At 64.9% G+C, this 13213-nt stretch carries 10 protein-coding genes; 3 read left to right on the top strand and 7 right to left on the bottom strand.

Annotation, left to right across the window (positions count from 1 at the left end; genetic code table 11):
* The first annotated feature begins 100 nt into the window (after window positions 1–100).
* Complete coding sequence (locus tag BZF59_RS15650; RefSeq protein WP_086609138.1) at window positions 101–1321, top strand: argininosuccinate synthase; 1221 nt, start codon at window positions 101–103, stop codon at window positions 1319–1321.
* Window positions 1322–2332: 1011 nt separating this feature from the next.
* A complete protein-coding gene (locus tag BZF59_RS15645) occupies window positions 2333–2890 on the top strand; it encodes a septal ring lytic transglycosylase RlpA family protein (protein WP_245806179.1) in 558 nt (185 codons plus the stop codon).
* A gap of 10 nt (window positions 2891–2900) precedes the next feature.
* On the opposite strand, the gene BZF59_RS15640 is transcribed toward BZF59_RS15645, so the two are convergent.
* Window positions 2901–3281 carry a hypothetical protein gene (locus BZF59_RS15640; protein WP_143738196.1) on the bottom strand — a complete coding sequence of 127 codons (381 nt, stop codon included), beginning with the start codon at window positions 3279–3281 and terminating at the stop codon, window positions 2901–2903.
* A gap of 169 nt (window positions 3282–3450) precedes the next feature.
* Between BZF59_RS15640 and BZF59_RS15635 the strand changes: the two genes are divergently transcribed.
* Window positions 3451–4833, top strand: coding sequence for a sodium:solute symporter family transporter (locus tag BZF59_RS15635; RefSeq protein WP_086609135.1), 1383 nt, complete (start codon window positions 3451–3453; stop codon window positions 4831–4833).
* 73 nt (window positions 4834–4906) lie between these two features.
* Here the strand turns inward: BZF59_RS15635 and BZF59_RS16280 are convergent, their stop codons facing one another.
* The 6 genes from BZF59_RS16280 to BZF59_RS15615 all read right to left on the bottom strand — a co-directional run bounded on the left by BZF59_RS16280 (window position 4907) and on the right by BZF59_RS15615 (window position 13206).
* Window positions 4907–5065: a hypothetical protein gene (locus BZF59_RS16280; protein ID WP_158094341.1), complete on the bottom strand. Its 159-nt coding sequence runs from the start codon at window positions 5063–5065 to the stop codon at window positions 4907–4909.
* A 209-nt stretch (window positions 5066–5274) separates the two neighbouring features.
* Window positions 5275–7104 (bottom strand): RNA-directed DNA polymerase, encoded by a 1830-nt coding sequence (locus BZF59_RS16125; RefSeq protein ID WP_143738195.1) that lies wholly within the window; start codon window positions 7102–7104, stop codon window positions 5275–5277.
* 112 nt (window positions 7105–7216) lie between these two features.
* Complete coding sequence (uvrA, locus tag BZF59_RS15630; protein ID WP_086609134.1) at window positions 7217–10126, bottom strand: excinuclease ABC subunit UvrA; 2910 nt, start codon at window positions 10124–10126, stop codon at window positions 7217–7219.
* Between the two features lie 469 nt (window positions 10127–10595).
* Entirely contained in the window at window positions 10596–11360 is a 765-nt protein-coding gene (locus BZF59_RS15625) for an ABC transporter ATP-binding protein (RefSeq protein WP_086609133.1), read from the bottom strand.
* The gene (locus tag BZF59_RS15620) at window positions 11357–12355 is read right to left on the bottom strand and encodes a FecCD family ABC transporter permease (protein ID WP_086609132.1); all 999 of its coding nucleotides are present in this window, start codon (window positions 12353–12355) and stop codon (window positions 11357–11359) included. The genes BZF59_RS15625 and BZF59_RS15620 overlap by 4 nt, the downstream gene beginning before the upstream one ends.
* The gene (locus BZF59_RS15615; protein WP_086609131.1) at window positions 12352–13206 is read right to left on the bottom strand and encodes an ABC transporter substrate-binding protein; all 855 of its coding nucleotides are present in this window, start codon (window positions 13204–13206) and stop codon (window positions 12352–12354) included. The genes BZF59_RS15620 and BZF59_RS15615 overlap by 4 nt, the downstream gene beginning before the upstream one ends.
* Between the last annotated feature and the right edge of the window lie 7 nt (window positions 13207–13213).

The following is a 13213-nucleotide window of genomic DNA, read 5'->3' as shown; positions in this document are numbered from 1 at the left end:
AAGATGCGGCTCCGGCCCTTCCACAAGCGAAACCGCGATTGCCCCGCCCCGCGCGCACTGTTAGGGGCGCGGCGCTCTTTTTGCCCAAGGAACCTCGCCCATGGCCCAGCCCCAGAAAGTCGTCCTCGCCTATTCCGGCGGTCTCGATACCAGCGTCATCGCCAAGTGGCTGAGCGTCGAACGCGGGCTGGAAGTCGTGACCTTCACCGCCGACCTTGGGCAAGGCGAGGAAATCGAACCCGCCCGCGCCAAGGCCAAGGCGATGGGGATCGCCGAGGATCACATCTTCATCGAGGACCTGCGCGAGGAATTCGTGCGCGATTTCGTCTTCCCGATGATGCGCGCGAATGCCCGCTATGAAGGCGACTACCTGCTCGGCACCTCGATCGCGCGGCCGCTGATTTCCAAGCGTCTGGTCGAGATCGCGCACCAGACCGGCGCCGACTTCATCGCCCACGGCGCCACCGGCAAGGGCAATGATCAGGTGCGCTTCGAACTCAGCGCCTATGCGCTCGATCCCGATATCAAGGTGATCGCTCCGTGGCGCGAATGGGATCTGACCTCCCGCACCGCGCTGATCGCATGGGCCGAGGCACACCAGATCCAGGTGCCACGCGACAAGCGCGGCGACAGCCCCTTCTCGACCGACGCGAACCTGCTGCACACCTCGTCCGAGGGCAAGGTGCTCGAAGACCCGTGGGAGGAGACCCCCGACTACGTCTATTCGCGCACGGTCAATCCGGAGGACGCGCCCGACCAGCCGGAATATATCACGGTCGATTTCGAGAAGGGTGACGGCGTGGCGCTGAACGGCGAGGCGATGAGCCCCGCTACGCTGCTCGCCGCGCTCAACGATCTCGGCCGCAAGCACGGCATCGGGCGGCTCGATCTGGTCGAGAACCGCTTCGTCGGCATGAAGAGCCGCGGGATGTACGAGACCCCCGGCGGCGAGATCTACGCCCGCGCGCATCGCGGGATCGAGCAGATCACGCTGGATCGCGGCGCAGCGCATCTGAAGGACGAGCTGATGCCGCGCTATGCCGAGCTGATCTACAACGGCTTCTGGTTCAGTCCCGAGCGCGAGATGCTGCAGGCGGCTATCGACCACAGCCAGGACAAGGTCACCGGCACGGTGCGGCTCAAGCTCTACAAGGGGCTAGCGAGCGTGGTGGGGCGCAAGTCGCCCTTCTCGCTCTATTCCGAGGCCCACGTGACCTTTGAGGATGACGCCGGGGCCTATGACCAAAAGGACGCCGAGGGCTTCATCAAGCTGAATGGCCTGCGCCTGCGGCTGCTGGCGCGCCGCAATCGGGACGCCTGACGGGCTCATCCTTGGTGGAAAACCGAGTCGCCCCGCTCGCTGCGGCGGCGCGGGGCCTATAACGTGACAATTCGGAGGCGGTTTCGTTCCCGCTTCTTGCGCGGATCGCGACAATTGCGACGAAGCGTTGACTTATCCACTCGTGTCCACAAGCCAATTGGCCCTTGGTGGAAAACTCGCATGCTCGGATGTTGTCAGATCGCCGATTCAGGCGCACTTTGAACCTGTCTTCGGGACACGAAGCAACCGGAACGGAAAGCCGCAAGGCCTTGAAGTTACCGGGGTTTTGATCCCAAGGATGGCGGTGGCATCTGTCCACGCGCCGGTCTGGAGACGGCATGCAGGAGGCTTCGGCCAAAGGCAAGTCGGCTCAATTCAAGGATCGGAGCGACGCGGTGACACCGGACAGGCCAAGAACCTGGCCGATCGGAAGCGCAGCGGAAACGGCGAAAGCCCCCAAGCCGCAGTTCTTTTGAACGGTAAAGGGACGACAGCCTCGGCCAAGCGAGCGCGCAAGGCAGCGAAAGGCGAAGACTTCGGGCTTCGGTGGACGCAGGTCAGCGCAGGAGCGAAAGCCGGATGCCGGCGCGAGCGCCGGTGACAAATCTCTGGCAAGGACGGTCGCAAGACAGGTCAGCGAGAGGCTAGACATCGGGCGCCAAGCATGGCTCCGAGCGGATGAAGCGGAAGGTTCGCCGGACGCATCACGAGCGAGGGTCATCCACACGCCGGTGAGAGTGGGGTCGGCAGCAATGCCGGCCCCATTTGCATTGCGGGTCAAGCTGTCGCCCACCCGCGACCTGAGCCCACATCACCATACACAGCCACGAAATCGCGGCACCGAATCCGAGTCGCGGATGGATGATCGGGCGTAAACAGCACAGCACCGGCATTGTTCCATCACGATTCGTCGGATTTTTCTTTCGACTCGTTCCCCACCGGATGGCCGGTGACGACGAAATCCGCCGCCGGTTTGCCTTGGGTAACCTCTGGCCGGTATCGGCGCCTCCCATGCGGAGGGAACATCGCATCCACGGCCTCGGAGCCCAAAGCCTCGCTCGGCGCAGCGTCCAGGCCATGGCGGTGGCCGCGCTGTTCGGCCTCGCCCCGCTGGCTGCCTCGACCGCCGCGACACCCGACGCCGGCCCCTCCGCGATCGACACCTTCGCCAGCAGCACCGCCGTGATCGAGCTGGTGCCGCTCGCGCCCGACGCAGACGTGAGCGTGTCTGTCGCCAACCTCGATCAGCCCGCGCCCTCGGCCCCGCAGGAAACCGTGCTCGGCCGCGGCAGCGCCTCCTATTACGCCGCGAAGTTCGATGGCCGCCGCACCGCCAGCGGCGAACGCTTCAGCAACGCGGGCATGACCGCCGCGCACCGGACATTGCCGTTCGGCACGCTGGTGCGCGTCACGAATGTCGCCAACGGCCAGAGCGTCGTGGTGCGCATCACCGATCGCGGCCCCTTCACTCGCGGCCGCCTGATCGACGTGAGCCGCGCCGCCGCCGAGGAACTTGGCCTCGTCCAGCGCGGCCACGGCACGGTCGAACTCGCGGTGATCAAGGACTGACCGCCGCGTTCTAGGGATTGGCGGAGTAGCCCATCCCCAGAGCGGCCGTATCGCCCGTAATCGTCAGCTTCAGCTTCGCAGTGCGCGCGGCCGACGTGTTGCGCAGCAGGGCCATCTCGCCAGGACCGAAGTCCGCCTTGAGCTTGCCGCCCGGCGCAACCGTAGCGCGCGGCGCCGCAGCCGCCTCGCCCGCCTTGCCCAGCACCTCCACCGCGACCGGCCCGGTGTTCGTGCCCGTGACGGTAAAGCCGCCCCGCTGCCCGCCGCCCAGTTCGAAGGTCTGACCCGGCTCAATCTGCAAGCCGGACTTGATCGAGCCCGCCTGCAAGCCCGGCACGGACGCAAGCAGCGCCGCTGCGGCAAGCAAGGTCAGGGATGTGAACCGCACCATGATGAACGCCTTCCTGTCTACCCCGTCCATTGCCAGTAACGCGGCCCGCAGTCAGCGGGATGCATTGCGCCGGGAATAGCGCGAACGCCCCTCTTGCACCTGCGGCCTGCCGGGTTACCACCGAGCGCGCCGCACAGCACAGGGGGACACCGCCATCACGCTCACGCTCATGCTGATCCTCGCCTATGTCGCAGCCCAGATCGCGCTGGCGGTGTGGGCCGGGCGCGGGGCCAAGTCCGATGCCGACTACCTCGTCGCGGGCCGCTCGCTCGGGCCGCTGGCGGTGGGCATGAGCCTCTTCGCCACGTGGTTCGCCTCCGAAAGCCTGATCGCAACGTCGGGCGAGGTCGCGCGCGATGGCCTGGCCGGAGCCCGGGCCGAGCCCTTTGCCTACGCGATCGGTATCCTCGCCATTGCGCTGTTCTTCGCGCACCGGCTCAGGAGCGGCGGGTTCATCACCCTTGCCGACTTCCTGCGCAGCCGCTTCGGGCCGGGCACCGAGAGCCTTGCCGCTTGCGTCATCGCGCTTTCCGCCACCACCTGGTCCGCCGCCCAGCTCTTCGCCTTCGCCACCATCATCGCCAGCGCATCGGGGCTCGACTTCACCCCCGCCCTAATCGGCGCGACGCTGCTGGTGATGACCTACACCCTGTTTGGCGGCCTTGCCGGGGACGTCGTCACCGACATCGTGCAGGGCATCATCATCGTCGTCGCGATCCTGATCCTCTTCGCCCTCATGACCAGCGCCTTCGGAGGCCCCGCCGCCATGTGGGCCGCCGCCCCGCCCGCCACCTTCAGCATCACCGCCCCGGGCGAGAGCTGGGTGGACCGCGCCGAGCTCTGGCTGATCCCCATCGCGGGCACCATGGTCAGCCAGGAGGCATTGTCCCGCACCCTCGCCGCGCGCTCGCCCGAGGTCGCCCGCACGGGCGCGCTGTGGGGTGCGGGGATCTACCTCACGGTCGGCCTCATCCCGGTGAGCTTCGGCCTGTTCGGCCCTGCCCTCGCCCCGCTGCTCGGCATCACGCTCGGCGCGGACGAGACCTATCTGCCGAGCCTCGCCGCCGCGCTGTTCCCCGAGTGGCTGCTGATCATCTTCACCGGAGCGCTGGTTTCGGCGATCCTGTCGTCGGTGGACTCCGCGCTGCTCGCGGTCTCGGCGGTGGTGACCGAGAGCGGGTATCGCCGCTTCAACCCCGAAGCCTCACCCCGCACCATGCTGCGCGCCGCCCGCAGCGCGACCGTCGGCGCGGCGGCCCTCGCGGCGTGGCTGGCGTTGCAGGGGGAGAGCTTGCGCAACCTCGTGCTCGACGCCGGAGCCATCGCGGCGGTGCTGGCGGTGCCGATCATCGCCGGGCTCGCCGGATCGCGCTCAGCCCCCGCCGCGCTCGGCGCCATCGTGGTGCAGGTCGCGGTGCTCGGCGTGCTCGACTGGGGCCTCGGCCAGCCCGGCGCCTTCCTGTGGATGATAGCGAGCGGCACCGCGACTTTCGCCGCTCTCGCGATGCTGTCACGCCGCGCCGTGTTGGAGACACATGAGACAGTGTCCTAGAGCAGAAAACCCGCCCCCGCGCCTCCGCGTTGACCGGCTGCGGATTGCCAATCCGCCCCGCCGCAACATGGCCTCAAGCAGCGCAGCGGCAGGCCAACACAAAACGCGCAAGCCACGCCCCGACGAACGCGCGCCCGCCCGGATCGCGCAGATCGGTCGGCCCGGCCAGCGGCCGCTCATTCGGGCCGGGGGCTTCGGGGACGGTGTATCCGACTTCATAGGTGGTGATCATGGCACAAGGCTCCTTGGCGGGTGCGTGAGCACGTGAGAGCGCCGAGGGAGTGCGCGCGTGCCCCTCACCGAAGGCCCGAGGCCCCTGCCCTGCCCCTCGCGCGCTGTGGGCAAGGGGGCGGCGGGGTCGGGATACGGTGGGGGCTGTGCGCAGGGCCGACGCCTGCGCGGGAGGGTATGCTGGGGGTGGGGGTGTAGGAAAGGACGGATTCACTTCATTGAGCTAAGGGCAGCAGAAAAAATTGGCTGATAGTAGGAGTCCGACATCATAACTGCATGCGACCCAACAAGCTGCGCCCTTTGCAGCTTATCAAGCTTGTCATTCTGGACAACGGACAGAACCATAAGAGCTTTGGCATGCGAAATCTCGGTTCCGGAAGATGGGTTACTCGCTTTAAGAAATGCTCGAACTGCCTTTACTGTGGTAGGATCGCTACGAAGACCCTCGTGAAACTCAAAGACAGACATTCCTTCGTCGCCTGACCACCTACGAACCAATGCGGCATATTTATCCCAGAGAGATGTATTGAAAAATAGTGGTGCGAAGCCGGCGACCTGACGCGACAAAAACTTGTGGCGAGACCAAATCGTATGAGTGTTAGAGATTTCGCTCCACAATAGCGAAAAACTATCAAACCTCGATACAAGCAGTAATCGGCTGTATAACATTGATGCTTCACCGCCCTTCAAAGAGAGACGAAGATTTGAGAAAAGTGAATTATTGAATCGTCTTCCAAAACGCGCATGAGTCATGGAGTTTATTGACAAAATGAAAACCATATCATCAATTGCCTCACCGCTTCGGAGAAATTCAATCAATCTATCAATTTGATTCTTCGTGATCCCTGATTTCGACCACGCAGAGAAAAGCTCCTTGCGCAAACCCGGGTGCTCTACCAACAACCATCGGAAGATATCATCAGGTATCGGCGTCCTTGTTCCCTTGATTATTGAGAGAAGACGCTTAATGATTTTGGAGCCGTTACCGGTCGAAAATCGCGCGCGAGCCCTGCTCGAACGTAGCAATTTTACAGCTAGCCGACCATAGAAGCCTACTCTTATGGGATTCGTCTTGTGAAGCTCGAGCCTTCCGATCAAACGATCAAGAAACAAATTTTCTTCAACTTTGAAGTGACTAACGGCTTGCTGGGCGGTCAATATTTGCGTCTTACCGGAATTTACCCGGAGATTTCGCGTTTGTAGCGCAAGGTCTAGGTCTCGCAATACGCTTTTGGCTTTGGCCAGCGTATCGACGCCAAAATCGATATCATCCATGTAGCGCGCGTAATCAGCGTCTGGGTCATTTGCGAAGAGAGCATCGATCTCAAACAAATGAGTGTGCGCCAACAACCGCGGCGCATCTAGATCCATTTGAGGCAGACCAATGCCAAAATTAGGCATGTAATCAGGTCGCCACAGCATCGCATCCAAAATAAACAACAATAAATCTAAAGAATGCTCTTTTTCAGTTGTATATTCACTAATTATTGACCTTAAATATTGATGGATGATAAAATCATAATAATTTGCAATATCAGTTACTACGATATATTTGCGGTTCTTTGAGAATTTAAGTATTTCTTTTTGGAAATCGAGCCAAGATTCAATTGGCCCGTAACCCCACTCATCTTCCTGATCTACAATGTTCTTCTTAGCAAACGGCTGATCCTGCGGAGCAAAGAAGGCAGTGTCCGTGGGCGCTTGTGGTGAGATGGCCGCCCAAAGCCGGTTAGATAAAATTTGCAAAATGAGCGCATCAGAAGGGTCGGGCAAAGAAATTTGCCGACACAGCCCCTTAGATTTTTCCATCGTGAGTCTTAAAATGGGGCTCGGAAGGTAGTTCCCTCCGCATACTAGCGCCTCGATTTGTGCAGTTCGTTTCTTAATATCAAAATGGAAGTCGAGGAATTCGACTGCATCCGGCACGATCTGTTTTCGCATTTTGTCACGAATTTGAGACTTCCACAAATCGGAAAGCCGTTTGGGTGCCACCAATCGTCGCAACTGGCTAGATTTTTGAGAGAATTTTGGCGACTGCATGATGCAGTGGATGCAAAGATTTTCGAGAAAGTAAAGACCAGAGTATCAAGATCGGGCAAATCAGTTACTGCAGCATCTCCAACCGCCCTCACGCAAGCGGGACAGGGGTGGATCACTTCGCCAACAACGGCGCCAAATACCGCCCCGTAAAGCTCCGCAGCTCCTTCACTACCTTCTCCGGCGTGCCCTCCGCCACAATCTCCCCGCCGCGCACACCGCCCTCCGGCCCCAGATCGATGATCCAGTCGGCGGTCTTGATCACGTCGAGGTTGTGTTCGATCACCACCACCGAGTTGCCCTGCTCCACCAGCCGGTGCAGCACTTCGAGGAGCTTGCGGACGTCCTCGAAATGCAGGCCGGTGGTCGGCTCGTCGAGGATGTAGAGCGTCTGCCCGGTCGAGCGGCGGGCGAGTTCCTTCGCCAGCTTCACCCGCTGGGCCTCGCCGCCCGACAGGGTCGTCGCCTGCTGGCCGACCTTGACGTAGCCGAGGCCGACCTCGTTCAGCATCCGCATCTTCTCGCGGATCGGGGGGACGGCCTTGAAGAATTCCTCGGCATCCTCGATCGTCATGTCGAGCACGTCGGCGATCGAGTGGCCCTTGAACTTCACCTCGAGCGTTTCGCGGTTGTAGCGCTTGCCGTGGCATTCCTCGCAGGTGACGTAGACGTCGGGGAGGAAGTGCATCTCGATCTTGATCAGGCCGTCGCCCTGGCACTTCTCGCAGCGGCCGCCCTTGACGTTAAAGGAGAAGCGCCCGGGCTTGTAACCGCGCGCGAGGCTCTCCGGGAGGCCCGCGAACCAGTCGCGGATCTGGGTGAAGGCGCCGGTGTAGGTGGCGGGGTTGGAGCGCGGGGTGCGGCCGATGGGCGACTGGTCGATCTCGATCACCTTGTCGCAGTGCTGCAGCCCGGTGATCTCGTCATGCGCCCCGGCGATCACCCGCGCGCCGTTGAGCACCCGCGCGGCACCCGCCTGCAGGGTGTCGATGGTGAGCGAGGACTTGCCGCTCCCGCTGACGCCGGTGATGCAGCAGAAGGTGCCGAGCGGGATCTTGGCGGTCACGCCCTTCAAGTTGTTGGCGCGCGCGTTCTTGACCGTGATGTGCTTGCCGTTGCCCTTGCGGCGCTTGGCGGGCACCTCGATCTTGCGCTTGCCGGTGAGGTAGTCCGCGGTGAGCGAGCCCTTGGCCTTGAGGATCTGCTTCAGCGTCCCCTGCGCCACCACCTCGCCGCCATGCACCCCGGCGCCGGGGCCGAGGTCGACGATATGGTCGGCGGTGCGGATCGCGTCCTCATCGTGCTCGACGACGATCACGGTGTTGCCGAGATCGCGCAGGCGCTTCAAGGTTTCGAGCAGCCGGTCGTTGTCGCGTTGGTGGAGGCCGATGGAGGGCTCGTCGAGCACGTAGAGCACGCCCGAAAGCCCGCTGCCGATCTGCGAGGCCAGCCGGATACGCTGGCTCTCGCCCCCCGACAGGGTGCCGGAGGTGCGGTCGAGGTTGAGGTAGTCGAGCCCGACATTGTCGAGGAAGCCCAGCCGCTCGTTGATCTCCTTCAGGATCGCCTTGGCAATCTGGCTTTGCTGCGGGCTGAGGTGTTCGTCGAGGCCGAGGAACCACGCCTTGGCATCGGCGACGCTCATCTGCACCGGGGTGGCGATGTCGGTCGGCCCGGCGGCGCTCGGCACCTTCACGCTCAGCGCCTTCTCGTTCAGCCGCTTGCCGCCGCAGGTCTCGCAAGCCTGCGCAGTCTGGTACTTGGAGAGCTCCTCCTGCATCCACGCGCTTTCGGTCTGCATCATGCGGCGGTTGAGGTTGCCGATCACGCCTTCGAACGCCTTGTTGACGGTGTATTCGCGGCGGCCGTCCTTGAAGGTCAGCGGCACCGGCATCCCGCCCGTGCCGTGGAGGATGATGAGCTTCTGTTCGGGCGCGAGGTCTTTCCACGGGGTCGTGAGGTCGAAGCCGTAGGCCTTGGCGAGGCTTGCGAGCACCTGCATGTAATAGGGTGACGGCGGGTTGGACTTGGCCCAGGGCACGACCGCGCCCTGCTTCAGCGTCAGCGCCTCGTTGGGGACGACCAACTGCGGATCGAACAGCATCTTCTCGCCGATCCCGTCACAGGCCGGACACGCGCCTTGCGGGGCGTTGAAGGAGAACAGCCGCGGCTCGATCTCCTCGATGGTGAAGCCGCTGACCGGGCAGGCGAATTTCTCGGAGAAGACGATGCGGTTGGCGGGCAGCCCTGCCCCCTTCATCGCGCCCGCTCCTTGCGCCTCGCCTTCGCGCCCCGGCACCACGCCGTCCGCCAGATCGACATAGGTCAGCCCCTCGGCCAGCTTCAGCGCCTGTTCGAAGCTTTCGGCGAGGCGGGTCTCGATGCCCTCCTTCACCGCGATGCGATCGACCACAACCTCGATGTCATGCTTGAACTTCTTGTCGAGCGCGGGGGCTTCCTCGATCGGGTAGATCTCCCCGTCGATCCGCACACGGGTGAAGCCCTGCCGCTGCCATTCGGCCAGCTCCTTGCGGTATTCGCCCTTGCGCCCGCGCACCACGGGGGCGAGCAGATAGAGCCGCGTGCCTTCGGGCAAGGCCATCACCCGGTCGACCATCTGGCTGACGGTCTGTGCAGAGATCGGCTCTCCAGTGGCGGGCGAATAGGGCACGCCCACCCGCGCCCACAGCAGGCGCATGTAGTCGTAGATCTCGGTCACCGTCGCCACGGTCGAGCGCGGGTTGCGGCTCGTGGTTTTCTGCTCGATCGAGATCGCCGGAGAGAGCCCGTCGATATGCTCGACATCGGGCTTCTGCATCATCTCCAGGAACTGGCGCGCATAGGCCGAGAGGCTCTCGACATAGCGGCGCTGCCCCTCGGCATAGATCGTGTCGAACGCTAGGCTCGACTTGCCGCTGCCGCTGAGGCCGGTGACCACGATCAGCGCATCGCGCGGCAGATCGATGTCGATGCCCTTGAGGTTGTGTTCGCGCGCACCGCGCACGGAAATGGTGGTGAGACTCATGGGGCGGGTGTGTTCCGGAAATGTTCGCGTTGGTCAAGAGAGGGGCGTCAGGGGCGGCGTGCGGGAATGGCCACAGGACTGAGGCCACCGCGCGCACTCGCCATAACGCATCAGGTGCAGGATCGCTCCAGAAGTGGGTGTCGGGATGCCCGGATCAAGGCCCGAATGGCACCGGGAAAGGCAGGCAATCGGGCGCGATCACCAGACAACTCCGATAATTTTCATTTATTTTCAGCTAAGTGATCCACCCTACAGAAAATCTGAAGTCGCCAAAAATGGCGGGGCCGCGCATCACCATCCCATCACTGCCGGTCTCCACCCGGGGCCTTCAGGGTCGCAACCTGGCGTGCCTGCCAAAGGCCGGCTCGGGGCCGGAAGAGCGTGACAAGGGCACCCAAACGCCTTGTTCATGCAGTTTCCGGCCCCTGTTTTTTGCCGCTGATGGTTGAGCGTCTGACCGACCGGTGTCTCAGTGTCCGCCAGCCGGGAAGGTGAGAGCCTGCGCGCCGGGCTCGCCGATCCAGGTGACGTCGGTGTCCCATCCTTGCGCAATCACTGCGGGAGCGAGCGCGATTTCGGGCGGGCCGTCTGCCAGTAGCGCGCCGTCCTTCAGCACCAGCACGCGGTCGGCGTGGTTCATGGCCAAAGCCAGATCGTGGAGCACGATCACCACCCCCTGCCCGGCGGCTGCACAGGCCTTGAGATGAGCGATCAGCCGGAACTGATGCGCCAGATCGATCGCGGCGAGCGGCTCGTCGGCGAGGATCCAGTGCGGGGTTCCGGCCAGCACCCTTGCCAGCAGCACCCGCGCGCGCTCGCCGCCCGAAAGCCGGCTGACGGGGCGCTTGCGCAGCGCTTCGAGGTCGAGCGCGGCCAGCGCCGCGGCAACCTCCGCCGTGCCCCGGTCGCGCCACGGCAGGCGGCCGAGCGCGACGAGATTTTCCACCGCCACATCCCAGGCGATGTCGGGGCTCTGCGGCAGATAACCGAGGGCGCGCGCGCGATCGGCCGGGGCCAGTGCGGCGAGCGCCCGGCCCTCAAGCGTGACCTGCCCGTCCGCTGGCGACAGCAGCCCCGCAAGGCCAAGCAGCAGCGAGGATTTGCCCGCACCATTGGGCCCGGTGATCGCGGTGATCTGCCCCGGCACCAGCTCCGCCGAGACCGCGCGCACCACCTCACGCCCACCGCGGGTCAGGGTGAGGTTTTCCGCCACAAGGCCCGCGTCAGCCGTCACAGGCGCCCCCGTCGCATCCGCAGCAGCAGCCAGCCGAAGAACGGCGCACCGATCAGCGAGAGCGCAATGCCCAGCCGCAGCTCGGTCACCAGCGGCAGCACCCGCACCACGCTGTCGGCGAACAGCACGAGACAGGCCCCCGCCAGCGCACTCGGCACGATCAGGCTGGAGGGCAGGCGGTCGGTCAGCGGGCGCACCAGATGGGGCACGATCAGTCCGACGAAGCCGATGATCCCCGCCACCGCCACCCCGGCACCTACCGTCAGGCCGATCCCCACCACCAGCAGCGCCAGCAGCCGTCCGGGCTCGACCCCGAGCGAGCGCGCCGCCTCCTCTCCCAGCGTCAGCGCATCGAGGCTGCGCGCCGCCAGCGCCAGCACGCCGATCCCCGCAAGCGTCAGCGGCGCGGCAATCGCCACCTCGCGCCACGACCGGTCGGTGAGCGCGCCGTTGAGCCACATGACGATTTCAGAGAGCGCAAAGGGATTGGGCGCGAGCGTGATGGCGAGTGCGGTGAGTGCGCCCGCAAGGCTCGCCAACATCAGGCCTGCCAGCGTGAACAGCGCGATTCCGCCGCCCGCGCCGCCCGTAGCATCGCTCGTCGTGCGCCCGGCGATCAGCGCGAGGGCCGCCATGCCGAGCCCCGCTCCGATCAGTGCCATCAGCGGCAGGCTCCAGGCGGCCCATGCGGGCGGGATCGCGCTCCCCAACCAGAAGCTCGCCACCGCGCCCAGCGCGGCCATCGGCGCGATGCCGAACAGGCCGGGATCGGCGAGCGGATTGCGCAGGTAGCCCTGCATCGCCGCCCCCGCCGCACCCAGCCCCGCGCCGATGGTCACCGCCAGCACCGCCCGCGGGGCGCGCAGCTCGGCGAGGATCAACCAAGTGTTGCCGGGGCCGAAATCGCCCGGTGCGATCCACACCCGTCCGGCGAGCAGCGACAGCGGCACCAGCACCGCCAGCAGAGCTGCGAAGACGAGGTTGGCGCGGGTCATGGTCGCCGCTCCACCTCGGCCCGGATCGCGCGCAGGCGGGCGCGGGCCTTGGGGATGGTCGGCCCGCCGCAATAGATCAGCGCAGGATCGAAGGGTGCGATGTGGGTCGCCTTGAGCTGGCCCTCCAGCACTGGATGGCGCTGCCCCGCCGCCCCGCCTGCGACCAGCAGCACCTGCGGCGGATCGGCGAGCACGACCTCGAGGCTCACCCGGTCGGCCTGCCGCAATCCGCGCGCGGCGGCGTTGCTGGCGAAGCCCTCCTGCCGGAGCAATTCTGCGATCAGGGTCTGCTCGCCTGCGACGATTTCGCCCTCCTGCCACAGCAAGGCATCGATTGCCGGCCCCGGCGCGCCCGGAATGGCGGAGATATCCTGGGCCAGCGCCTCGCCCTCCCCTGCCCGCCCCGCCAGCGCGGCGACCTCGCGCACCTGCGCGGCGCTTTCGGCGATGGTGGCGGGGCTGCCGAAGGTCGCCACCCGAAGCCCTGCCCGTTCGAGCGCGGTGCGGGTCGGCTGAGGCAGGAAAGTCGAGGCCAGCACAATGTCGGGCCGAAGCGCAATCACCTCCTCCGCTGTCCCGCCGGTGACGCCGTAGCGCGCGGCGACCGGCGCCGGGATCGAGCTTGCCCCGGCATCGCGGCTGTAATGCGACAGCGCCAGCACCTGCGCGGGCGGGGCAACCTCCACCAAGATCGCGTCGAGGCACGGGTTGAGGCTGACGATGGTGGGGTTCGCCGGATCGCTGTGCGCACCCGGGGCGGCAGGCGCACAGGCGGCGAGCAGCACCGCGCCCACCAGCAGCGTCAGCCTGCGCGCCGCCTTCGTCCCCGTTGTGATGCGATCCCGCGCCATGTTCGGC

The organism is Erythrobacter donghaensis, assembly GCF_002155425.1.
In the GTDB taxonomy this organism is placed as follows: Bacteria; Pseudomonadota; Alphaproteobacteria; order Sphingomonadales; family Sphingomonadaceae; genus Erythrobacter; species Erythrobacter donghaensis.
This window is presented reverse-complemented; position numbering and strand designations above follow the sequence as displayed.